Source organism: Roseburia sp. 831b, assembly GCF_001940165.2.
Classification (GTDB): Bacteria; Bacillota; Clostridia; order Lachnospirales; family Lachnospiraceae; genus Roseburia.
In genome coordinates this window covers 603,594-625,104 of record NZ_CP135162.1, presented here as the reverse complement: position 1 = coordinate 625,104, position 21,511 = coordinate 603,594, and the positions used below count along the sequence as shown (strand labels likewise).

General features: G+C 41.8%; 20 protein-coding genes and 1 other RNA gene. 3 read left to right on the top strand and 18 right to left on the bottom strand.

The annotated features are described in order from the left end of the window. Nucleotides 1-2 precede the first annotated feature (2 nt). The 7 genes from BIV16_RS02760 to priA all read right to left on the bottom strand — a co-directional run bounded on the left by BIV16_RS02760 (nucleotide 3) and on the right by priA (nucleotide 7,736). Nucleotides 3-734 carry a Stp1/IreP family PP2C-type Ser/Thr phosphatase gene (locus BIV16_RS02760; protein ID WP_075679450.1) on the bottom strand — a complete coding sequence of 244 codons (732 nt, stop codon included), beginning with the start codon at nucleotides 732-734 and terminating at the stop codon, nucleotides 3-5. Between the two features lie 114 nt (nucleotides 735-848). Further along, entirely contained in the window at nucleotides 849-1,919 is a 1,071-nt protein-coding gene (gene rlmN, locus BIV16_RS02755) for a 23S rRNA (adenine(2503)-C(2))-methyltransferase RlmN (protein WP_075679451.1), read from the bottom strand. Nucleotides 1,920-1,948: 29 nt separating this feature from the next. Then, entirely contained in the window at nucleotides 1,949-3,271 is a 1,323-nt protein-coding gene (gene rsmB / locus BIV16_RS02750) for a 16S rRNA (cytosine(967)-C(5))-methyltransferase RsmB (protein ID WP_075679452.1), read from the bottom strand. Continuing rightward, a complete protein-coding gene (locus tag BIV16_RS02745) occupies nucleotides 3,264-3,971 on the bottom strand; it encodes a zinc metallopeptidase (RefSeq protein WP_075679453.1) in 708 nt (235 codons plus the stop codon). Before BIV16_RS02745 ends, rsmB begins: the two co-directional genes overlap by 8 nt. Nucleotides 3,972-3,997: 26 nt before the next feature. Then, on the bottom strand, nucleotides 3,998-4,933 hold the full coding sequence (fmt, locus tag BIV16_RS02740) for a methionyl-tRNA formyltransferase (RefSeq protein ID WP_075679454.1): 936 nt from the start codon (nucleotides 4,931-4,933) through the stop codon (nucleotides 3,998-4,000). A gap of 84 nt (nucleotides 4,934-5,017) precedes the next feature. Then, on the bottom strand, nucleotides 5,018-5,494 hold the full coding sequence (def, locus tag BIV16_RS02735) for a peptide deformylase (RefSeq protein WP_075679455.1): 477 nt from the start codon (nucleotides 5,492-5,494) through the stop codon (nucleotides 5,018-5,020). 13 nt (nucleotides 5,495-5,507) lie between these two features. Further along, nucleotides 5,508-7,736 (bottom strand): replication restart helicase PriA, encoded by a 2,229-nt coding sequence (gene priA / locus BIV16_RS02730; protein ID WP_075679456.1) that lies wholly within the window; start codon nucleotides 7,734-7,736, stop codon nucleotides 5,508-5,510. A 193-nt stretch (nucleotides 7,737-7,929) separates the two neighbouring features. Here priA and BIV16_RS02725 point away from each other — a divergent pair, with 193 nt between their 5' ends. From BIV16_RS02725 to BIV16_RS02715, 3 genes are all read left to right on the top strand, one after another. Beyond that, entirely contained in the window at nucleotides 7,930-8,322 is a 393-nt protein-coding gene (locus BIV16_RS02725; protein WP_075679457.1) for a putative ABC transporter permease, read from the top strand. Between the two features lie 135 nt (nucleotides 8,323-8,457). Then, nucleotides 8,458-9,387 carry an aspartate carbamoyltransferase gene (gene pyrB, locus BIV16_RS02720; protein WP_075679458.1) on the top strand — a complete coding sequence of 310 codons (930 nt, stop codon included), beginning with the start codon at nucleotides 8,458-8,460 and terminating at the stop codon, nucleotides 9,385-9,387. Nucleotides 9,388-9,464: 77 nt separating this feature from the next. Further along, nucleotides 9,465-9,905 (top strand): aspartate carbamoyltransferase regulatory subunit, encoded by a 441-nt coding sequence (locus BIV16_RS02715; RefSeq protein ID WP_075679459.1) that lies wholly within the window; start codon nucleotides 9,465-9,467, stop codon nucleotides 9,903-9,905. A gap of 108 nt (nucleotides 9,906-10,013) precedes the next feature. Here BIV16_RS02715 and BIV16_RS02710 read toward each other — a convergent pair whose 3' ends face one another. From BIV16_RS02710 to BIV16_RS02660, 11 genes are all read right to left on the bottom strand, one after another. After that, complete coding sequence (locus BIV16_RS02710) at nucleotides 10,014-10,664, bottom strand: J domain-containing protein (RefSeq protein WP_075679460.1); 651 nt, start codon at nucleotides 10,662-10,664, stop codon at nucleotides 10,014-10,016. Then, nucleotides 10,661-11,542, bottom strand: a complete 882-nt coding sequence (locus BIV16_RS02705; protein WP_075679461.1) for a DUF5685 family protein — start codon at nucleotides 11,540-11,542, stop codon at nucleotides 10,661-10,663. Before BIV16_RS02705 ends, BIV16_RS02710 begins: the two co-directional genes overlap by 4 nt. A gap of 16 nt (nucleotides 11,543-11,558) precedes the next feature. Further along, a complete protein-coding gene (locus tag BIV16_RS02700) occupies nucleotides 11,559-11,954 on the bottom strand; it encodes a hypothetical protein (protein WP_075679462.1) in 396 nt (131 codons plus the stop codon). Nucleotides 11,955-12,130: 176 nt separating this feature from the next. Continuing rightward, the gene (locus BIV16_RS02695; protein WP_075679463.1) at nucleotides 12,131-13,003 is read right to left on the bottom strand and encodes a GGDEF domain-containing protein; all 873 of its coding nucleotides are present in this window, start codon (nucleotides 13,001-13,003) and stop codon (nucleotides 12,131-12,133) included. Nucleotides 13,004-13,087: 84 nt separating this feature from the next. Next, complete coding sequence (locus BIV16_RS02690; protein WP_083625039.1) at nucleotides 13,088-13,597, bottom strand: DNA-deoxyinosine glycosylase; 510 nt, start codon at nucleotides 13,595-13,597, stop codon at nucleotides 13,088-13,090. A 465-nt stretch (nucleotides 13,598-14,062) separates the two neighbouring features. Beyond that, nucleotides 14,063-14,490, bottom strand: an RNA gene (gene rnpB, locus BIV16_RS02685) — RNase P RNA component class A. Nucleotides 14,491-14,789: 299 nt separating this feature from the next. Then, nucleotides 14,790-16,469 carry a nucleoside kinase gene (locus tag BIV16_RS02680; RefSeq protein WP_075679465.1) on the bottom strand — a complete coding sequence of 560 codons (1,680 nt, stop codon included), beginning with the start codon at nucleotides 16,467-16,469 and terminating at the stop codon, nucleotides 14,790-14,792. Between the two features lie 56 nt (nucleotides 16,470-16,525). Further along, the gene (locus BIV16_RS02675) at nucleotides 16,526-17,230 is read right to left on the bottom strand and encodes a tRNA (adenine(22)-N(1))-methyltransferase (protein ID WP_075679466.1); all 705 of its coding nucleotides are present in this window, start codon (nucleotides 17,228-17,230) and stop codon (nucleotides 16,526-16,528) included. Nucleotides 17,231-17,243: 13 nt separating this feature from the next. Beyond that, nucleotides 17,244-18,416 (bottom strand): RNA polymerase sigma factor RpoD, encoded by a 1,173-nt coding sequence (gene rpoD, locus BIV16_RS02670; protein WP_075679467.1) that lies wholly within the window; start codon nucleotides 18,414-18,416, stop codon nucleotides 17,244-17,246. Nucleotides 18,417-18,457: 41 nt separating this feature from the next. Next, nucleotides 18,458-20,245, bottom strand: a complete 1,788-nt coding sequence (dnaG, locus tag BIV16_RS02665; RefSeq protein WP_075679468.1) for a DNA primase — start codon at nucleotides 20,243-20,245, stop codon at nucleotides 18,458-18,460. 214 nt (nucleotides 20,246-20,459) lie between these two features. Next, on the bottom strand, nucleotides 20,460-21,473 hold the full coding sequence (locus BIV16_RS02660; protein ID WP_075679469.1) for a deoxyguanosinetriphosphate triphosphohydrolase: 1,014 nt from the start codon (nucleotides 21,471-21,473) through the stop codon (nucleotides 20,460-20,462). Between the last annotated feature and the right edge of the window lie 38 nt (nucleotides 21,474-21,511).

The following is a 21,511-nucleotide window of genomic DNA, read 5'->3' as shown; positions in this document are numbered from 1 at the left end:
CTCTAATTTACAGAAAATGGCTCAATTACCACAACAGTAATATTATCTTTTCCACCATTCTCATTCGCAGTCACAACCAGCTTTTCTGCTTTTTCTGCTATATCCCTCTGTGTGAGGATAATTTTCTTAATGTCCTCATCCTCAATCATATTCGTAAGCCCATCCGAACACATCAATACCGTATCTTCTTCTTCAAGCTCTACCTCAAAAAAATCAATTACAACATCAGGAATCGCTCCAATCGCTCTTGTAATCACATTCTTGTCCGGATGATCTTTTGCTTCTGCTTTATCCATCTCTCCAAGACGAACCATTTCCTCTACCAAAGAATGGTCTCTTGTAATCTGTGAAATTTCCCGATTGACCAGATACAAACGACTGTCACCCACATTGGCGACATATAATTTTTTGCCAAGAATTGTTGCAACTACAATTGTAGTTCCCATTCCTGACTTCTTTTCATCCGCTCTGGCTTCTTCTATCAGTAACTCATTTGCTTTCGTTACTGCCTCTTTCATAATTGCGACCGGTTCTGTTTCTCTCGATGCTTTTACGGATTCTACAATGGTATCTACCGTAAATCTTGAAGCATACTCACCGGCTTTGTGGCCTCCCATTCCATCTGCTACCAGAAAAAGGTTAGGTAGATTTCCTACGGCTGTTTCAGACGTAAATACATAGTCCTGATTCATTTCACGTCTTTTTCCAATATCCGTCATGGAAAACGTCTTCATTTCCTTAATTCCTACCTTTCTTCCCCTAAAAATACATCCCGCAATTTATGCAAACATGCACTTCTAGCATCTTACATCTTGGTTATTTTAGCACAACCCTATCAAAAGGACAAGTTACATTGCATCGTTTGTCGTATCCATGAACTTTTTACGAAGCTGTCCGCAGGCTCCATCAATGTCCCGCCCCATCTCTCTTCTGACGGTAACGTTCATCCCGCTCTTTTCTAATTTATTCTTAAATCCTGTAATAATTCTGGTATCCGGCTGCACGAAATCGCGCTCCTTAATCGGGTTCACCGGAATCAGATTCAGGTGACAGTTCATTCCTTTTAAAAGCTGCACCAGTTCGTTGACATCCTCATCGGTATCGTTGACACCGCCGACCAGGCTGTATTCAAATGTGACACGCCTTCCTGTCTTTTCAAAATAATATTTGCAGGCATCTACCACATCGTGAATCTCATATTTATTGGCAACCGGCATCAGCTCCAGACGCTTTTGCTGGTTGGATGCGTGAAGGGACAACGCCAGTGTAATCTGTAACTTTTTATCTGCCAGCTCTTTCATCTTTGGCACAATACCACATGTGGATACCGTAAGGTTCCTTTGGCTGATATTGAGTCCGTTTTCATCTGTCAAAAGCTCGATAAAACGAAGCAGATTGTCAAAATTATCCATTGGCTCTCCGGTTCCCATAACGACAACATTGGAAATCCGTTCCCCGATATCTTTTCCAATCTGATAAATCTGATCAATCATTTCCGCAGGGCGCAGTCCACGCACGAGTCCGTCTAAGGTCGACGCGCAAAAGCGGCAGCCCATGCGGCAGCCAACCTGTGAAGAAATACAGACGGAATTACCATGCTTATATTTCATCAATACACTTTCGATGACATTTCCATCTTCAAGAACAAACAGGTACTTTCTGGTTCCATCTAATTTGGAAATCTGAACCTCTTCTTTTTTCAGGGAAATCAGACGACATTCCGCCTTTAATTTTTCCCGGAAAGATGCGGATAAATTTGTCATCTCATCGAACGAATCTACGTGTTTTACATGCATCCACTGATACATCTGTTTGGCACGGAATGCCTTTTCCCCAAGCGTTTTTACATACTCAGTCAATTCTTCTAGATTCATGGATTTGACATCTGTCAGCGCATCCTTATTTTTTAACTCTTCCATTTTTATCCTCTATCTAACTACATTTGTATTTATTTCTTCCGAATAAATTTTGCAAGGAAAAATCCGTCTCCGTATTCCTTTTTCGGGAAAAACTGTTTGGATTTTACCAGTTCAAACTCTGGATATTCTTTCAAAAACCATGCTGCATTTTCTTCATTCTCACCACGATTGATGGTACAGGTAGAATAAAGAAGTGTTCCGCCAGCCCGCACATATTTGTGTACCACGGCTAACATTTCCCGTTGTAACTTTTCTAAATCTTTTTGTTTTGCCTCATCCATCTTATATTTGATGTCCGTCTTTTTGCGCATGACACCAAGACCGGAGCATGGCAAATCTGCAACGACGATATCCGCTTTTCCTATCATGGATTCATCCAAAACCAGGGCATCCTGCTGCTGTGCCTTGATATTTGCAAGCTGATGGCGGGCAATGTTTTCTTCTATCAGGGAAACTTTGTACTCCGGTAAATCTCTTGCAAAAACCATTCCGGTTCCATTTAATTTCTCGGCGATGTGAATACTTTTTCCACCAGGTGCGGCACAGACATCCACAACGACATCCCCTTCCTTCGGGTCCGCATATTCAGCGACCATCATGGAACTGATATCCTGCACATAGAAAAGTCCCTCCTGGAAGGAAGGAAGTGCATTCAGATAATCAAAATCCGAAATCAAAAATGCATAATCAAGTTCTTTTGCATCCTCTAATGCTGCTTTTTTCACGGTCACATGCTCTGACTTTAAGCGTTCCTCTAATGCATCCGGTGAAATCTTGGTACAGTTGGTTCGAATCATAATCGGTGCATCTGTCAAAAATGCGCTGAGTATCTCTTTTGTCAGTTCCATGCCATAATCACGAATCCATTTTGTTACAATCCACTCCGGCATAGAATAGCAGACCGATAAGAACTGTACCGGGTCTTCTTCCTCTTTTGGGTATGTAATCTGGTCTAAGTTCCTTGCAATATTGCGAAGCACTCCGTTTACGAATCCGCTAAGACTGGAAAACCCTTTTCTTTTCGCAAGCTTGACCGCCTCATTGCACGCCGCAGAAGCCGGAACCGAATCCATATATTTCAACTGATACACAGACATCCGCATGATGTTGCGGATGACTGGTTTCATTTTATTTACTTTTACTTTGGAAAACTGATTGATGATGTAATCCAGCTCTATCATGTACTCAAGGGTTCCCTCGGAAACCCTTGTCAAAAAGGCACGTTCCTGCTTTTCCAAATACTGATACTTCTCTAACACAGAACGAATGACAAGATGGCTGTATTCGCCTTCCTTGGTCACCTGCATAAGAATCTCTAATACCAGTTCCCGAATATTTATCGCATTAGTCACGATCTCTTCCTCCAAATAACAGAACCAGACGAAGAAGCTGTAAAATAGCTGCCGCTGCACTTGCAACATAAGTAAGCGCTGCTGCACCTAACACTTTTCCTGTGTATTTTAACTCTTCCTGTCCTAAGATTCCCTGTGTCTCTAAAAGGTGCATTGCTCTTTTCGATGCATTAAATTCGACCGGTAACGTTACCAGCTGAAACAGTACTGCAAATGTAAAGAACAAAATTCCGGCGTTGATAAACATAGTTCCAACGGAACGGTTAAAGAACAATCCGATGATAATCAGCGGCCACGCCAGGGTGGAACCTAAATTCGCTACCGGTACAATGGCACTTCTGATATTAAGCGGCGCATAAGACTGTTGATGCTGGATTGCATGACCACACTCATGTGCTGCTACGCCGACTGCTGCAACCGAGGTTGCATTGTAAACAGAATCCGACAGATTTAACGTCTTGTTTCCCGGATTGTAGTGGTCCGTCAGATTACCGGATACATGGCGAATCTCAACGTCATATATTCCTGCTGCACGCAAAATACGCTCTGCAGCCTGTGCACCGGTTAGTCCTGACATACTGCGGTACTGTGAATATTTATTGAATGTTGTCCTTACTCTGGCGGATGCTATCATACAGATAACAGCTCCAATTAAAACTAAAATATAAGTATTATCCCAATAATAATAGTAAAAAGGCATATGATCATCCTCCTGTCCTGCACTTTTTAACCACGTTTAAAAAATGTTCCTCTTTCTACATCATAACCACGTAAAAAGGCTTCCGTTGCCATGCGTTTCTTTCCTTCAAGCTGAACTTCGTCCAGTGCTAACACACCTTCCTTTGTCTGCACCAAAATCGCATCTTTGGTCACATCGACGATACAGCCCGGTTCTTCCTCAAAGTCTTCTGTAATCACATGGGATTTCCACACTTTTAAGGTTTTCTCACCTAATCTAGTATAAGCACTTGGCCATGGATTTAAACCGCGAATCAGTCTTTCAATTTCAACTGCAGGTGTGTTCCAGTCGATACTTCCCATCTCTTTCGTGATTTTTCCGGTATGTGTTGCAAGTGCAGAGTCCTGTGGTGTATGGACGGCAGTTCCCTGCGCAATCTGAGCCATTGCTTCCACACAAGCTTCTGCCCCTGTCTTAGCCAGGCGGTCAAACAGGCTTCCACCTGTCTCATCCGGTGCAAGTTCTACTTCTTTTTGTAAAATAATATCACCGGTATCAACACCTTCGTTCATCTGCTGAATTGTCACACCGCTCACCGCATCCCCGTTGATGACTGCATACTGAATCGGTGCAGCTCCACGGTATTTTGGTAATAAAGATGCATGTACGTTGATACAGCCGTATTTTGGCATCTCTAGAATCTCTCTTGAAACAATCTGCCCAAACGCAGCCACAACAATGATATCCGGCTGATATTTTCTTAAATATTCCACACTCTCTGCTTCACGGATTCGTTTTGGCTGGTAAACCTCGATTCCGTGTTCGATTGCACATTCTTTTACCGGTGGATATTGGAATGCCTTTCCTCTTCCTTTTTGTTTATCCGGCTGAGAAACGACCAAAACCACCTCATGGCCTGCGGCAATTATTTTCTCTAACGTTCCCACCGCAAAATCAGGTGTTCCCATAAAAATTACTCTCATTTTATTCTCCAATCCCTCGCTGTTTTTCACATCTTATGTCCATGTGTAAGCACAAATCATGTACCTTTATTATTGTTACACTTTTTATGCTTCCTCGTCATCGTAGGTCACGTCCTGAAGTGGACCTTCTACAAGTTCTGTATACAAATGACCGTCCAGATGATCTGTTTCATGCATAATAGCTCTCGCAAGTAATTCTGTGCCTTCGATTTCATATTCTTCCATGTTTTCATCAAACGCACGCGCTTTTACATAATTTGGTCTGGTGACCGTACCAGCTTTTCCAGGAATGCTTAAGCATCCCTCGCTTCCGGTCTGCTCACCGGATGTCTCTACGATTGTTGGGTTAATCATAACGATTGGTCCTTCTCCGACATCGATAACCACGATTCGTTTTAAAATACCAACCTGAGGTGCTGCTAATCCAACACCATTTGCCTCATACATGGTTTCAAGCATATCGTCGATTAACTCCACGATTCTATCTGTTACTTCTGTCACTTCACGGCATTTTTTGTTCAATACCGGATCTCCCTGTGTTCTAATCTGTCTTAATGCCATCTTTTTTTCCTCCTTAAAAACCGTTTACAGGATTAAAATCAAACTGTACGGTGATATCTTTATAACTACAATTGTCTTTGGTATACTGCTCAATCCGGTCTTTCACCTGAACGAGTGTCTGATACTCTTTTGCCTTTAAATAGATTACTTTTTTATAAATATCCTGAACTTTCGCAATCGCCGCATCTGCCGGGCCAATGATTTTTACCTCATTATTTTTTACACTTTGTGCAATTTTTGTGGCAAGATCTTTTGCACCTGCTGCTGCATGTCCTTCCTGCTTAGAAGCGCATAAAATAACGAGCATATTGGAAACCGGCGGATAGGACATCATACTCCGAAACGCAATCTCTTGCTTGTAAAAGCTTTCGTAGTCCTGTTCCTTTGCCGTCTCAATGCTATAATGTGTCGGGTCATACGTCTGGATAACTACCTCACCCGGACTTTTTCCTCTTCCTGCTCTTCCTGCTGCCTGTGTCAGCAATTGGAACGTACGTTCTGCCGCATGATAATCACTGACATGTAGTGACATGTCCGCTGCAAGAACACCGACAAGCGTCACGTTCGGGAAATCATGTCCTTTTACAATCATCTGGGTTCCAATCAGGATATCCGCTTCTCCATTCGCAAATGCGGAAAGGATTTTCTCATGCCCTTCTTTATTCCTTGTGGTGTCCATATCCATTCGAAGCACTCTCGCCTGTGGAAAACGCTGTTTTACAATCATCTCGATTTTCTGCGTTCCGGCTTTAAATCCACCAATATACCTGGAACCACATACCGGGCAGACCGCAGGCTCCGGCTCCTGATATCCGCAATAATGGCACACCATCCGGTGATTGTTGTGCTGGCTTAGTGAAACATCGCAATGCGGACATTTTATCACATGGCCGCAAGACCTGCAAGAGACAAACCCTGCCACTCCTCTTCGATTGAGAAACAACATGGTTTGCTGTCCCTTTTTCAAGCGGTCTTCTATCAGCTCCTGCAGCCGGACACTTAGGATGGAACGATTCCCGTTTCTTAACTCTTCCCGAAGGTCGACAACCTGGCACTCCGGCAGCTTCCGCTCTCCGATTCGATGTTTTAATTCGAGCAATTGGTACTCGCCCGTTTTCGCCCTGTAATAGCTTTCAACGGAAGGGGTCGCTGACCCAAGAACCACGCTTGCACCTGCCATCCTTGCACGCTCAATTGCAGTCTCCCTCGCGTGATAGCGCGGGAGTGTCTCACTTTTATAGGAAGTCTCATGTTCCTCGTCGATGATGATAAGGCCAAGTTTTTGAAACGGGGTAAAAAGAGCGGAACGCGGTCCAATCATAATGTCAATTTCGCCTTTTTTTGCACGCACAAACTGATCGTACCGCTCCCCAGCCGAAAGTCTGGAATTCAGGATGGAGACACGGTCTCCGAACCGGTCGTAAAAACGCATCACCGTCTGATAAGTCAGCGCAATCTCCGGGATCAATACAATCGCCTGTTTTCCGGCTTCTATCACCTGTGCAATCAGCTCCATGTAGACCTCTGTCTTGCCACTTCCTGTAATGCCTTTTAAAAGATAGGTCTTATGAATATCGTTGTCCCAGTTATCCATAATCTCCTGCACTACATTCTGCTGTTCCCCGGTCAAAATTTTATGATATCCTTTTTGTTCGAGGCGCCCGATTGGATTCCGGTATTTCGTCTCATGGGTAACTTCTACCACACCTTTTTCTTCCAGCGCCTTGATGACTGCACCGGAAACATTCAGTTTCTGGGTAATCATCTCTTTTTCTAATACGGGATGTTCTAACAATGCCTCAAGAAGTCTTGCTCTTGCCGTGTTGTGCTTTTTTACAAACACATCCAACAGCTGCCTTGCCTCATCTTCCCCTAGCAGAAGATGCACCTTTTGCTGTTCTTTATGGTTTGACTTTTGCTTGATTGGAAGCACGGTCTTTAGTGCATGATTCATGGTCGCCCCATAATTTTTTTTCATCCATCCCGCCAGCGCAATCAGCTGTGACTCGATTGCAATGCTTTCCTGTTCCACCGCCGTAATCTCTTTTAGCCGTGTTTCATCGAATGCAACTACATCTGTCAATTCAATGACATAGCCTGTCATACTGCGGTTTCCAAAAGGAATTTTGACTCTCACACCAGGCCGTATCACCTGCTGTAAGTGTTCCGGTATTTTATATTGAAATGTCTTGTCTAATTTTTCCAGTGATATATCTACAATTACATTGGCATATTTTGCCATGTTCCACCTCATTCATTTGCTTTTTCCTTAATGAATTATATTCCAGAAGCTGCTTTTTTACAAGTTCCGGCTCTCTAAATTCATAAAAGCTTTCTAATTAGCGCATACTTTTTTTAGAATTATCTGGTTACCGCCAGGTATCTTATTCGACTTTGCATCTTAACGAAGGAATTTAAAAAAAGGAGTTATTTTTATGTTAAAGAAAAATTTTCTCATTTGTGGTCTGACCGGCTGGTGCATGGAGATTTTGTTTACCTCTTTCCATTCAATTCAAAAAAAGGATTTTCGGCTGAAAGGCCAGACTTCGCTTTGGATGTTCCCTATCTATGGAATGGCAGCTTTCATCAAACCGCTTTACCGTCTCATCCGCAAAAAATCGATTCTCATCCGGGGCAGCATTTATTCCTTTTTTATTTTCCTGGGCGAATATCTAAGTGGAACCTTTTTAAAAAAAAGAGGTCTTTGTCCTTGGGATTATAGCGATGCGAAAGCCAATATCAACGGCGTCATCCGCCTTGATTATACTCCTTTTTGGATGATTGCCGGTTTGATTTTCGAGCGGATTCTGCTTCGTTCCTCCTCTTGATTTTTCTGACAACTAAACATTTTTCCCTAAATATTCGTTCTTGAATTTCGCAATTGATTATTATATGATAGTAAAAATGCCAGAAAGGAAGTCCGATTTCGCACTTCCATAGGCCTTATCACAAGGAGGATTAATATGCGTCATTTAATGAGCCCATTGGACTTCTCCGTCGATGAACTAGACAAGCTGTTAGACCTTGCCAATGATATCGAGAAGTACCCGAGCAAATATGCTCACGCATGCGAAGGCAAAAAGCTTGCCACATGTTTCTACGAGCCAAGTACAAGAACCAGACTTAGTTTTGAAGCTGCCATGTTAAATCTTGGTGGTTCTGTTTTAGGTTTTTCTGATGCCAATTCAAGTTCTGCATCAAAAGGTGAAAGCGTTTCCGATACGATTCGTGTTATTTCCTGTTATGCAGATATCTGTGCAATGCGTCATCCAAAAGAGGGAGCTCCTCTTGTTGCCTCTCAAAAGTCTTCTATTCCAGTCATTAACGCCGGCGACGGTGGTCATCAACATCCAACCCAGACTTTAGCAGATTTATTAACAATTCGTTCTTTAAAAGGAAGATTAAATAATATCACAATCGGTCTTTGTGGTGATTTAAAATTTGGCAGAACCGTACATTCGTTAATCAATGCATTGATTCGTTATGACAATGTGAAATTTGTTCTGATTTCACCGGAAGAACTTAAGATTCCAAGTTATATCCGTGAAGATGTTTTAAAAGCAAACAACATTCCATTTGTTGAGGTAGAACGTTTAGAAGATGCAATGCCAGAACTTGATGTTTTATACATGACACGTGTACAAAAAGAACGTTTCTTTAACGAAGAGGATTATATCCGCTTAAAAGATTTCTATATTCTTACCAAACAGAAAATGGAACTTGCAAAAGAGGATATGTTAGTATTACATCCACTTCCTCGTGTCAATGAGATTTCCGTTGAGGTAGATGATGACCCAAGAGCCGCTTATTTCAAGCAGGCACAATATGCGGTCTATGTCCGTATGGCACTCATCCTTACCCTTTTAGGACTTGCTCCAAAAGAATTTTGTTAACAGGTTGTGTTACATCATCTAACTACAAATTGTATTTCATTACCAAAGCAGGTGCCAAGGCACCAATAGGAGGAATTATGTTAAATATCAGTGGAATCCATGAAGGTTTTGTACTCGACCATATCCAGGCCGGTATGAGTTTTCAGATTTATCATGATTTAAAATTAGATCAGCTTGACTGTACCGTTGCAATTATCAAAAATGCAAAAAGCAACAAGATGGGCAAGAAGGATATTATTAAGGTAGAATGCCCGATTGAAGCACTCGACCTTGATATCTTAGGATTCATTGACCATGACATCACTGTAAATGTCATTCAGGGAGATAAAATTGTAGAGAAAAAAGAATTGCATTTACCAGCCCAGGTAAAAAATGTAATCTGCTGCAAGAATCCACGTTGTATCACTTCCATCGAGCAGGAGTTAGACCAGATTTTCCTTTTGACGGATGAGGAAAAAGAAGTTTACCGTTGCAAATATTGTGAAGAAAAATACACCAACCCAAATCGCAGACGCTAAGTTTTGTATATAGAAAGAGGATGTATTAAACATTCTTGACAAAAAGCCGCTCCGTAGAGCGGCTTTTTCATATATTCTTGTGTCATCTGACACATCACTTATTTTCTTTTAATATGGGCGCAGACAACAGCAGTTGCAAAGCATATTTAAGAATAACAGGCTTAAACACCAGCTTCCTGCACTCGAATATGGTCTGTCGTAATTGCTTCCCATATTCTGATACCAGGTTCCGCCAAACTCTAAATGCTGTAAAAACTGCCGGTACTCCATGTTGCTTGGCTCTAAATCCACAGCTCTTTGTGCATGCTCTTTCGCCATGATGTTATTCCCGGTTCCCTGATTTGCAATCGCACTGAAATAATACCAGCGTGCGCGCCTGTCCCCAAACGGAATGGAGTTCAGTACATTCAATGCTTCCGCATAACAACAGTTTGCAATATAATTTGCAGCCGCCTGCATCTGGGTAGACTCCTCTCCACCACTATAACTGCGGTTTCCACCATAACGGTAGGAGCTTCCAGACTGATTGGAAGAATTATATCCATAACGGCCGCCATAACTGTTTCCCTGCTGCTTTTCTTTCATAATCTGGTCATATGCCTGCTGAACTTCTTTGAACTTCTCTTCTGCCTCTGCCTTGTTCGGATTATTCACGTTCGCATCCGGGTGATACTTGCGGCTTAAATTTCGATATGCTTTTTTGATTTCATCATCACTTGCGCTTGGAGAAACGCCTAAAACTTGATATGGATTACTCATTTTTCACTCTTTTTCTCTGTTGATTTTTGGGAATATGCCTTCTTAGCATTCTTCTTTTTCTTAAGCTGTAAATATTCGTATTTCGACCAGACACCGGAATATAGAATATTTCGAAGAATATCTGCATGAAGTAAAATTGGAAGGCGTTCAAAAGACTTTGCACATTCCGACATCATGCTTGTCAAAACAAGTTTACATAATGTGTCGAAATCCTGTTCACTTTCTTTTGCAAGATTGCGGAGCGGGTTATATCGATTGTGTTTCAAATCGTCCTCAAAATCTTCGTACGCATCCATAATATAGATAAACTTACCCATGTAGAACCCAAGTGTTTTCAGTTCATCCGTCCAGACATCGTCTCTCCAGACAAAAAGCTCACCCAACATCTCTCCTGTGAGTCCTGCCACAATATCGATGTTTGACTCTTTTTGTTTTTCAGCTTCCTCCTGCTTTTGCATGAACTGTTCAATCGCTTTTACCTGTCTTGGGTATTTTTGCATAATACGATTATAATCCTTATCCAGGATTTTGACAAATGCTCTTTTGGCGTAAGCTCTCTCGTCCTTCCAGTCATCCAACATATTATGATAGGCCAGAATGATATTCATATCTGCGGCATAATCCGTTGCTTCATTGATCCATGCCTTCCGTTTCTTGGTCGGATGCAGCGGACAGGTAAAATCCTGCTCTTCATTTTCCAATTCATACAATCCAGTCAATAACACAATCAAAAAGGTCATATCGTAATTTAAAAGCATCTGTCCTTTTGTTCCGCAATTGCTTTTCAACCTGCGGCACAAGCCACAATAATAAGACTGGTAAGCCTTTTTGCTTTCTAATGACAGTTCTTTCTGATTGATATTAATATATCCAAACATACAAAGTCTCCTTTGTCTAACTTCTTTTTACAAATTCCGTTCTACATTTCGGACAGGTAATGCAGATTTTGCCTTTTCCCTTTGGAACACGTACCTTCTGTTTGCATGTTGGGCAATGGAAAAAACGATACTCTTTCCGCTGTGCAAAATGCTTCTTAAAAAGTCCCCATTTTGCTACAATTTTATATCTTGCCGTCCGATATTTCTGGTTTTCTTCATACCGTTTGCTGATATTCTTAGAAAATGTCCGCCAGTATGTATAAATTAACAATGCGATTCCAAGCAGATAAAAAATTCCTACTCTTGTTATCATGGATAAAATCAAAAATACAAATGTCAATATAAAATAAAACTTTGATAATTCATCCACACCATATCTTCCAGCCATAAATCTTTGTAACTTTTCCCGCATTCTAACTTGTTCCTTCTTTCTTCACGCAACGATAATAAAATCTTTTCTGAACTTTCAGAAAAAGAATCCTGTTTTTTTAGGATTCTCCTCGTCCTTATAGGTATGTTACCGCTTGCGCCTAACTGCGTCAATAAATCTATTGTCTTTTAAGAAACATTTTAGATTTTGGTTAGATTTTAAACAGAAGCTACAATCTGGTTTCTTCCCTGTCTTTTTGCATGATATACATTCTGATCTGCGGCTTTAATAAAATCTGAGGATTCTAAGCTGATTCCCTTTTGATATTCTTTGGTCACCAGACCAAAACTTGCGGTCGAAGATATCTTCTTTTCCTCATATGTAATGAGAAGCTGCTCGTAGTTTTTTCTTGCGCGTTCTAGTAACTCCATTGCCTCTTTCTGCCCCATACCAGGCATTACAATTAAAAATTCCTCACCGCCATATCTGGCAATCTTACAGGCTGTTCCCTTTGTCTCTTCTTTTAAGACCTGCGCAAACCTTAGCAGAACCTCATCCCCTGCCTGGTGCCCATAGGTATCATTAATCTTTTTGAAAAAATCAATGTCACACATCGCAACCGACACGCACCCTTTTTCGTAGGCTTTTACCATTTGAAAAACCATTTTTTCCTCTAAATACATTCTATTATAAACACCTGTTAATTTATCATGCATTAACTTGTAATTTAATTGTTCCACGTACTTTAACGTCTCTTCTTTTACAATTCCAAGGCTCTCATTTTCTTCCGCAGAAAGTCCCCGGAACAGCTCGACGATATACTGTTTCTTTTCCCATAAAAAAGGACTTGATGTCACATGAACAATTTCACCCTCATGTTCCTCATATTTCACATAGGTCTTATCATCTCTTAAGGAACGAAGTGCAATGCAGTTTTCACAGCTATTATGTTTCATACAGTTTGCCCCTGCAAAACAGCGTCCCTGTTTTTCAAAACTATCAGCTTTGTCTATCGGTCCAAACACCTGCAGTTTGTCATAAAATCCATCAAAAATCCCCAGTCTCTCTTCTAACATTTCCCGTACATTCATAAATTTCTCCATTTCCATGCATCGTAAGTTTGTATGCAAAAACTTGTTTTACATTCACCTTAGCACTTAACTACATCTGTAAATCTATTTTCCAAGAACTTTTTCGTTTTCAAGCTGTTCCTTCCAACATGCAACTAACTTCTCCAGTTTATAGGCCGCATTTGCCGGACTCGTCGATGGGAGTTTATACACCATCGGCTGGCCATCCTGCTTGCAATATTTTAAAAACAACTGATATGCCTTATCCCCATTTGCAAAAATCGCCTTAATTTTCGCCACTTTTAAAATGCGCTCTATCTCGTTCGGAACCACATTTCGAATGGAACTATCCGACGAACCCTCGATATCGCACTCTGCGATTACATCCCAAAGTGCTACGTGATGCCTCAATAAAAACTGTTTCTTTTCTTCTATTGTAACAGGTGTTTCGTCTAAATAGCAAGCAGCAAGCACGTTCCAAAAACGATTTCTCGGATGTCCATAATAGAACTGTTGTTCTCTCGATTTTACCGATGGGAATGAGCCTAATATTAAAATTTCTGAATTGCTGTCATATACTGGCTCGAATGTGTGAACCACATGTGTGTACTCCATTTTTGTTCCTCCTGGTATGTTTATTTTGAGCGGCATTTGCGGTGGCGGACTCGCTGTTAGAATTAATTATATGCTTTAGGTGTTTTCAGCGGTTTCTCTGTTTTTCTACTCCATTGTATTGGTGGCTTTAGGTATTTTTTTCGATTTCCTTATTTTTCTACTCCATTGTGTTGGCGGCTTTAGGTGTTTTCAGCGATTTCCTTGGATTTCTACTCCATTCGCTTGGTGGCTTTAGGTAGTTTCAAGGACTTGCCTATTTTTCTACTCCGTTCGCTTGATAGCTTTAGGTGGTTTCAGCGATTTCCGTGGATTTCTACTCCATTCACCAGATTCGCCTTGGATGCCTGGTGACCTTGGCTACCGAGTGACCTTCGATACCAGGTGACCACCAATACCGGGTGACCTTCAATACTTTTTCTTTTTTGCGCAAAAAAAGCAACCCAAACAGGCTGCTTTTATTCTCATAAATTAAGCAGGACGATAAGCCGGGTTATGTCGGTCTGCAGAATCTGCAAACGAATGATCATCTTTCTAGAGTGACTGTTACCAGGCACTTCAAGCGACCTACCTAAAGCTGGCGGGCCACGTCAACGCTTTTGTTCGGTCTTGCTTCGGATGGGGTTTACATATGCCCTTCTTGTTACCAAGAAGGCGGTAGTCTCTTACACTGCCCTTCCAACCTTACCAACAGGCGCATGTGGAATCCACCTTGCGTTCTGCGGCGGTATATTTCTGTTGCACTTTCCTTAGAGTCGCCTCTACCGGACGTTATCCGGCATCCTGCCCTATGAAGCCCGGACTTTCCTCACCTGCTGTCTTTCGACCACCCTTTGCCAGGCAAAAGATGCTCAGATAAAATCTGAGATTGCAGCCGCGATCATTTGTCCTACTTAATTTTTCAGTTATAAATGTTTTCCCTACAAGTGAAAACACTGTCAGCTAAATAATATACACCAGATTTTCCATTTAAGCAAGAATATATTTTCTACTTGCCTATGTCTGGTAAACAGCTCCTGTCATTTTCCAGAAACATTTTATCACTTTTTTACAATAGTGTTTGCATGTCTGGTAAACAGTTCTTGTCATTTTTCAGGAACATCTTATCGACACTGCTGCCTTTTTCATAATGTTTATAAACAGCTCCTGTCATTCCCCTGGAACATCTTATGCTTCAAAAGCCTGCCTTAAGGTTCTACACCTGGAAACAGCTTCCACCAATAAATTCACGTAAAATAGAATTCTGGTTGATTCCTTCGCTTGGCATTGGCAGGAAGTAGTCTAAGAATTTCAGGAGACGTTTCGCCTCTAAATATTCCGGACAATCCTTCTCAATTGCAAAAAGAAGCGGTTCTGCATACACTTTTAGCACTGCCAGTTCGTAAATCAAGGCGGAGTTAAACATCACATCCGCGCTGTCCTGAAATGGGAAAATATTGCGTTCTTCCCCTCTTCTTACGGAAGGCCACATTGCGATGGTCTCTCTAGCAGAAGTTCCTCTTGTTCTTGCATCACGCACAATACGGCGAATCAGTCTTCCATCTGTTGTCGGGAGACAGTTATGTTCATCAATGTTAAGCTGTGTCAACGCACTAATGTAGATTTTAAATTTACTCTCAGCCGGTAAAGAATAGGAAAGTTTATCATTCAACCCATGGATTCCTTCGATGACTAAAATATCGTCTGGTCCAAGCTGCATGTATCTTCCTTTGTACTCTCTTTTTCCTGTCTTAAAATTGAAAACCGGAAGTTCCACTCTTTTTCCCTGAAGGAGCTCTTGCATGTCATGATTAAACAGTTCGACATCGAGTGCTTCTAATGCCTCTAAATCCGGTTCCCCATTTTCATCCTTTGGTGCTTTATCACGGTCTAGATAATAATCGTCCAGTGGAAATGGATGCGGTTTTGCCCCCTTTGCTGCCAGCTGAATCGACAGACGATGGGAAAACGTGGTCTTTCCAGAGGAAGACGGCCCTGCAATCATGACAAATTTACGATTTCCTGTGCTGATAATCGTCTCCGCAAGCTTTCCGATACGTTCCTCCATGAGCGCTTCCTGACTTAAAATCATCTGCTGCATCTCACCGCTTGCAATACGGTCGTTCAATGCGCCGATGGTTCCCATCTTTAACATTTCGCCCCATTCTCTTGAATGTTTTAAGGTGTCAAATAACATCATAGATGGTTTGAATTCATCCACCACTTTGGAATTCTTTGACGGGAACAACAGCATGAAGCCATCCTCAAACAATGTCAAATCAAAATATTTTAAATAGCCTGTGGATGGAACCATATAGCCATAAAAATAGTCTTTGTAATGACCGAGTTCATATAAATTTACCTTGGAGCTTCTGCGATAACGGAACAGTTTTTCTTTATCTGTCATACCAAGTTCATGGAACAGGGCAATCGCATCATCGGTATTGATACTTTCCTTTTTGAACGGAATATCTTCCTCAACCAGCTTTCGCATTTCTTGTTTTAATTCGGTTATCATCTTCTGTGTCACAGGAATCACCTTTCCAGGCTGACCGGTAACAAGCTCACAATAATAACCATTTCCAAGCGAATACATCACATGTACAACAATATGCTGTTCGCCCCAGCAATTATGAATCGCGCGCTGCATCAAAAGTGTCATACTTCTTCGATATGCCTTATTGCCCATCTTATCCGCACTTGTCACAAACTGGTCAATCTCACCGTCTGCATCTAATGTTGCATTCAATTCTTTTAATTTTCCATCCATGATTGCAAGAACAATATCATCCTGATATTTATTCTGATAATCTTTCGCAATCTTCTGGATGCTTACTCCGGTTGGATATTGTCTTTCCTCGCCTTCTACTTTGACTGTTATTTCTTCTGCTGCCATCGTAATCCCCCCCTAACCAGGCATTTTTCAATATTTCAACTATATTTGTAGTCTATTTATTTAAAATAAGAAAATGCTTTCTGATTCCACGCTAAAATCTGCTCTACTTCCTTTAATCTTATTTTAATTTTTGGAGAATCGTCCATTTTTACAAGGTTTTGCCGGATTCCATCGTAGATTCTTTTTTCCTGCTGCAAATACTGCAGCAACACTTTGTTTTGGGAATTCAAAAGTTTTTTCCCATACAGATACGAAAGTTCATCCGCACAGGCTGCATGTTCCTTCTCATAGTGGACACACATCATCGGATAAAACTTTCCCTCTTCTAGCACCATGTCTTCTTCGTCAACCACATATCCATTCTCATCTAAAAATCGACGGACACGCGCTAACTCAGACTGTGGCTGTAAAATCAGTTCTTTTGCCTGTGTACACACATTTTTCCCATCGGTAAGAATGTGCATCACAAGACCGCCGCCCATTCCCGCAATCAAAATGCTATCTGCCTCCTGCGGCTGCAAAGCAACGACACCATCCGATTGCCGGGTCTGTATGTATCCACCCAATCCGTACTGCTCTATGTGCTCTTTTGCGCGTTCTAACGGTCCTGCGTTAATATCCATTGCAATTGCATTTGGAATGATTCCTTTTTGAATGAGGTAAATCGGGACATAACCATGGTCTGTTCCAACATCCGCCAGCCGGTTACCTGGCATTACCATTGCCGCTGCATGCTGCAGCCTTTCTGATATCTGAATCATATTCCTATGCCTTTTACTCTAAATAATCTTTTAACTTGCGGCTTCTGCTTGGGTGGCGAAGTTTACGCAGTGCCTTTGCTTCAATCTGACGAATACGTTCACGTGTAACGTTAAATTCTTTTCCAACTTCTTCTAGTGTTCTTGCACGGCCGTCCTCAAGACCAAAACGAAGGGTTAATACCTTCTGTTCTCTCTCTGTCAGTGTTCCAAGAACCTCTTCTAACTGTTCTTTTAAAAGTGTAAACGCTGCGGCATCCGCCGGTACCGGAACATTTTCATCCTGAATAAAGTCACCTAAATGGCTGTCTTCTTCCTCACCGATTGGTGTCTCTAGGGAAACCGGCTCCTGGGAAATCTTTAAGATTTCACGGACACGCTCTACCGGCATATTCATCTCGGCTGCGATTTCTTCCGGACTTGGCTCACGTCCTAATTCCTGTAACAACTGACGGCTGACACGAATCAGCTTGTTGATGGTCTCTACCATATGAACCGGAATACGGATGGTTCTTGCCTGGTCTGCAATCGCTCTTGTGATTGCCTGACGAATCCACCAGGTTGCATAAGTGGAGAATTTGTATCCCTTACGGTAATCAAACTTTTCAACCGCTTTGATAAGACCAAGGTTACCTTCCTGAATCAAATCAAGGAATAACATTCCACGTCCTACATAACGTTTTGCGATGCTGACTACAAGACGAAGGTTTGCCTCAGCTAACCGTTTCTTTGCTTCCTGGTCGCCAAGTTCCATACGTTTTGCAAGTTCGATTTCTTCCTCTGCACTCAAAAGAGGAACTTTACCAATCTCTTTTAAGTACATACGGACCGGATCTTCGATTGACACGCCGTCTGGAACGGAAAGGTCAATCTTTTCTACTTCGATTTCTTCCTCGTCGTCTACCTCTAATAAGATATCGTCATCGGAATCGTCGTCCGCTGTAATACGAAGTACATCGATATTATTTGCCTCTAAGAAGTCCAAAATCTTTTCAAATTTTTCTGCGTCCAATTGCATGTCGCGGAAAAATTCATTGATTTCCTGATATTCTAATGTATTCTTTTTCTTCTTGGCTAAAGCTAAAAGTTCTTTTAACTTTTCCTGGAATTTTTCTCTTGTTTCCGCATTTTCTCCGTCTTTAGACATTTTTGCTTCTACGTTTTCGGTATTTTCTTTCTTTTTTGCCATTTTTGTTTTCATCCTCTCATGGTTCGTTAACTATTTTGTCCTTAATCAATAGAAATATGCAGTCTTTCCAATTGTTCAAGTGCTCTTTTATCCGCAATCAGCTTTTGCAGCCCCGCCATATCAGTTGGTTCTAAGTGATCCGACTGGTGATTAATGCTGTTTTGCTTGATTCGAACAATGGTTTCCTTTAATGCTTTCTCCCTGTCTTCTTTTGTCTCAACACTGTGGATTGTGGCATTAAAAAGACCTGCAACCTCTCGTTGTTCCTCCTCATTTTGAAACATACTGACGATTTTTGCCGGATTTACAGTTCCGGTATGTTCGTACTGTTCAAAGAGTATGGTCGCTACCTGGTGATAAATTTCTTCGGTGAAATCTTCCGGTGCGATGTATTGTTTTATTTTTTGAAAAAGTGTGGTATTTTCAATCAGCCAGGTGAGTAACAGCTTCTGTGACTGCTTCATTCCATCGTCTTTTTTCAGACCCTTTTTCTCATTGATACCACTCTTTAACTTCACTGGTTCTCTGGCGATTCCGCCCATTGTGCCAAAATGGTTTACCAGACTTCTTAACTTTTCAAAGCCTGTCTGATATTTGGCTGCAACCGCCTCAATGTAGTTATCCCGCTCTAACTCCTCGCGGAATCCAAGCAGCTTTTTTGCCACCTCATTGAAAAATGCGGTTTTGCTCTCCGGATCTTTCATGTCATATTGCTGCTCTAAAATCCGGATTTCAAACATAAAACTATTTTCTGCCTGGTCGATACGCTCCTGGTAAGCCTCGGCGCCAAGTGCCTTGATAAATTCATCCGGGTCCTTGTACGGGCGCATATTAACTATCTTTGTAGTTATACCAACTTCTTTTAAAATTGGAATCGCACGAAGTGCTGCCTTCACCCCAGCGCCATCGCTGTCGTAGGTCAGATACACTTCCTTGGTATAACGTTTTAACAAATTGGCATGTCCACTGGTAAGCGACGTTCCAAGCGATGCCACCGCATTGTCAAATCCTGCCTGATGCAGTGCAATGACATCCATATATCCTTCACACAAAAGAAGCTGCGGCTTCTTTGTGGTTCTTGCAATATTCAGTCCGTACAAATTACGGCTCTTATCAAAAATCTTGGTCTCCGGTGAGTTTAAATACTTTGGTTCACCATCTCCCATGACTCGACCACCAAAACCGATTACCTTGTTGTGGACATCCATAATCGGGAACATTGCCCTGTTCCAGAATTTATCATAGCCGCCACGTCTTTCGTCAATCGTCACCAGTCCGGATTCTTTTAAAATCTCATCCTCATATCCTTTGGAACGAAGATAGCGATACAAATCATCGCTGTACTGATCCGAATAGCCAAGACCAAACTTTTTCATGGTCTCATCCGAAAGCTCACGCTTTTTAAAATATTCTTTTGCTCTTTTACCACGCTCACTGCGAAGAAGGACATAAAAATATTTTGCAGCCTCTTTGTTAATCTCAAGTAATCGTTGTCTTTTATCTGCTTCCTGTCTCTGTGCAGCGCTAAACTCCTGTTTTGGGAGTTCCACGCCCGCCCTTTGCGCCAACTCCTCCATCGCTTCCCCAAATGTGAAATTCTCATACTCCATCAGGAATGTAAATACATTTCCACCGGCTCCACATCCGAAGCAATAGTACATTTGTTTGTTGGGCGAAACAGAAAAGGAACCTGTCTTTTCATTATGAAAAGGGCATAGTCCAAAATAGGTACTGCCTTTCTTGGTCAGCCGCACATACTGCGATATGACATCGACAATATCATTTCTAGAGCGCACCTCTTCAATGATTTCATCTGAAAAATACGGCATTTTTCCCTAACCTCTCTTAAACCATCTATTGCATTGCATCCCAAAGGCTTTTACTTTACTAGTAACCATCTACCTGCCATGCCTTCGTCATCCCGAAGGCTTTTACTTTACTAATAGCCATCTACCTGCCATGCTTTCGTCATCCCGAAAGCTTTTACTTTACTAATAGCCGTCTACCTGCCATGCTTTCGTCATCCCGAAAGCTTTTACTTTACTAATAGCCGTCTACCTGCCATGCTTTCGGGAGGAAATATTCACTAAATTTTGTGATTGCATACTGGTCTGTCATCCCTGCAATGTAATCACAGACAACACGTTCTTTCGTCTCCCCTTCTTCCATCATCCGAAGATATTTTCCAGGGAGGAAATCCACATGATCCATATAAAACAGGAAAAGCTGTTCAATCATTGCCTTTGCTTTTACTTCTTCCCCTTTTGCAACCGGATTCTTGTAGACATTCTCATACATGAAGTGGCGCAAATCAAACATTGCCTCCTCGACTTCTTCTGACATGCGAATGTCGTCTCTTCCGATGCTGTTGCTAATCATATTATGTATCAAGGTATTCAGCCTTTGCTTGTTGGAATATCCCAGCGTTTTACGAATCTCAAGCGGAATATCCTCTTCCACCATAATCTGCCCACGAATTGCATCATCCACATCGTGGTTTACATAAGCAATTTTATCCGAAAACCGGACAATCTTACCTTCTAGCGTATGTGGCATCAGCTTCGACTGGTGATTCAGGATTCCATCTCTTACCTCCCAGGTAAGATTAAGACCCTTTCCACTTTTTTCCAGCTTTTCCACCACCCGCACGGATTGTTCGTTATGCCGGAAACCAGCCTCGCACATCTTGTTTAGCACAAACTCTCCCGCATGACCAAACGGCGTATGCCCCAAATCATGGCCAAGCGCAATCGCCTCCACCAAATCTTCATTTAAACGAAGCGCCTTTGCAACGGTTCTCGCATTCTGTGAAACCTCTAACGTGTGTGACAATCTGGTTCTGTAATGATCACCTTTCGGTGTCAGAAATACCTGTGTCTTATTTTTTAATCGACGGAACGATTTGCAATGTAAAATACGATCTCTGTCACGCTGGAACACCGGACGGATATCACATTCTTCCTCCTGTCTGTCCCTTCCACGTGAATTTTCACTCAACATTGCGTAAGGACTTAAGTTCTCACGCTCCATCTTCTCCATATCTTCACGTATTGACATGTAAACTTCTCCTTTTGAAAAGCATTTTTACACAGCCT

What these genes read in the sequence shown, in the direction of transcription:
- BIV16_RS02760 (WP_075679450.1), bottom strand. Translation starts at nt 734, where the DNA reads ATGAAGACGTTTTCCATGACGGATATTGGAAAAAGACGTGAAATGAAT.
- rlmN (WP_075679451.1), bottom strand. Translation starts at nt 1,919, where the DNA reads ATGGAAGAGTTAAAAAATAAGGATGCGCTGACAGATGTCAAATCCATG.
- BIV16_RS02745 (WP_075679453.1), bottom strand. Translation starts at nt 3,971, where the DNA reads ATGCCTTTTTACTATTATTATTGGGATAATACTTATATTTTAGTTTTA.
- fmt (WP_075679454.1), bottom strand. Translation starts at nt 4,933, where the DNA reads ATGAGAGTAATTTTTATGGGAACACCTGATTTTGCGGTGGGAACGTTA.
- def (WP_075679455.1), bottom strand. Translation starts at nt 5,494, where the DNA reads ATGGCATTAAGACAGATTAGAACACAGGGAGATCCGGTATTGAACAAA.
- priA (WP_075679456.1), bottom strand. Translation starts at nt 7,736, where the DNA reads ATGGCAAAATATGCCAATGTAATTGTAGATATATCACTGGAAAAATTA.
- BIV16_RS02725 (WP_075679457.1), top strand. Translation starts at nt 7,930, where the DNA reads ATGTTAAAGAAAAATTTTCTCATTTGTGGTCTGACCGGCTGGTGCATG.
- pyrB (WP_075679458.1), top strand. Translation starts at nt 8,458, where the DNA reads ATGCGTCATTTAATGAGCCCATTGGACTTCTCCGTCGATGAACTAGAC.
- BIV16_RS02715 (WP_075679459.1), top strand. Translation starts at nt 9,465, where the DNA reads ATGTTAAATATCAGTGGAATCCATGAAGGTTTTGTACTCGACCATATC.
- BIV16_RS02710 (WP_075679460.1), bottom strand. Translation starts at nt 10,664, where the DNA reads ATGAGTAATCCATATCAAGTTTTAGGCGTTTCTCCAAGCGCAAGTGAT.
- BIV16_RS02705 (WP_075679461.1), bottom strand. Translation starts at nt 11,542, where the DNA reads ATGTTTGGATATATTAATATCAATCAGAAAGAACTGTCATTAGAAAGC.
- BIV16_RS02700 (WP_075679462.1), bottom strand. Translation starts at nt 11,954, where the DNA reads ATGCGGGAAAAGTTACAAAGATTTATGGCTGGAAGATATGGTGTGGAT.
- BIV16_RS02695 (WP_075679463.1), bottom strand. Translation starts at nt 13,003, where the DNA reads ATGAATGTACGGGAAATGTTAGAAGAGAGACTGGGGATTTTTGATGGA.
- BIV16_RS02690 (WP_083625039.1), bottom strand. Translation starts at nt 13,597, where the DNA reads ATGGAGTACACACATGTGGTTCACACATTCGAGCCAGTATATGACAGC.
- BIV16_RS02680 (WP_075679465.1), bottom strand. Translation starts at nt 16,469, where the DNA reads ATGGCAGCAGAAGAAATAACAGTCAAAGTAGAAGGCGAGGAAAGACAA.
- BIV16_RS02675 (WP_075679466.1), bottom strand. Translation starts at nt 17,230, where the DNA reads ATGATTCAGATATCAGAAAGGCTGCAGCATGCAGCGGCAATGGTAATG.
- rpoD (WP_075679467.1), bottom strand. Translation starts at nt 18,416, where the DNA reads ATGGCAAAAAAGAAAGAAAATACCGAAAACGTAGAAGCAAAAATGTCT.
- dnaG (WP_075679468.1), bottom strand. Translation starts at nt 20,245, where the DNA reads ATGCCGTATTTTTCAGATGAAATCATTGAAGAGGTGCGCTCTAGAAAT.
- BIV16_RS02660 (WP_075679469.1), bottom strand. Translation starts at nt 21,473, where the DNA reads ATGTCAATACGTGAAGATATGGAGAAGATGGAGCGTGAGAACTTAAGT.